Below are 627 nucleotides of genomic sequence, written 5' to 3' on the forward strand. Positions count from 1 at the left end.
TACCATCGGTATTTGCCGGAGGCTTGGGCGCTGAGTTCCCCACGCGCCGCGGCGACGGCGCTTTTCTTTGCCTGAAGTGTCTTGGTCTGGAATGAGCACGGCGGTCATCAGACAGCTCGAATCCAAAGCGGCGGCGGGTGTGTGCCACTCGGCCAACGCCGTGGTCACACCAGGCTCCGTGGGTTCTGGCAAATACTGGGGTAATAAGGCTGCCGCCGCACTCCAAAGGATCGCGTTATCATGCGGTTGTCCTGATAGGGAAACAACCCTGGTCGAAACCACCGCACTGCCGTGGTAGCTTATCCGTATGACCGCATGACCGCCAAAGACATCATCAGCCGTGATCTGCTCAAGCGGCTGACGACCGATTTCGTGCACCACCTCTTGGGGCTCGATGCCCAGACCATCGGTGGTGTTCTAACTTTGTTGTTTCCGAGTTGCATCCGGTTTCACCTTAATGTCCTGTTTTGGTTGGGAAGGGCCAACCTGCCGTTCCAAGCATTGGTCCCAACATCCCAAGCCGACAGGATGTCGGCGCTCCAGGGCTGCGAGTCAGGCTGGGACCGCCGTCTTTCAGACGGCTTTCGAAACCGCTCTTACGGATTTCGGCGCTGCTGTACGCGTATC

At 58.4% G+C, this 627-nt stretch carries 1 protein-coding gene; it reads left to right on the top strand.

Going from position 1 to position 627, the window contains the following annotated elements; all coding sequences use genetic code 11:
* Positions 1-315 precede the first annotated feature (315 nt).
* Positions 316-627, top strand: a 312-nt coding sequence (locus tag BQ17_RS22515; RefSeq protein WP_218068186.1) for a hypothetical protein, incomplete at its 3' end; no start/stop codon positions are given.

Source organism: Candidatus Thiosymbion oneisti (assembly GCF_900092655.1).
Classification (GTDB): domain Bacteria; phylum Pseudomonadota; class Gammaproteobacteria; order Chromatiales; family Chromatiaceae; genus Thiosymbion; species Thiosymbion oneisti.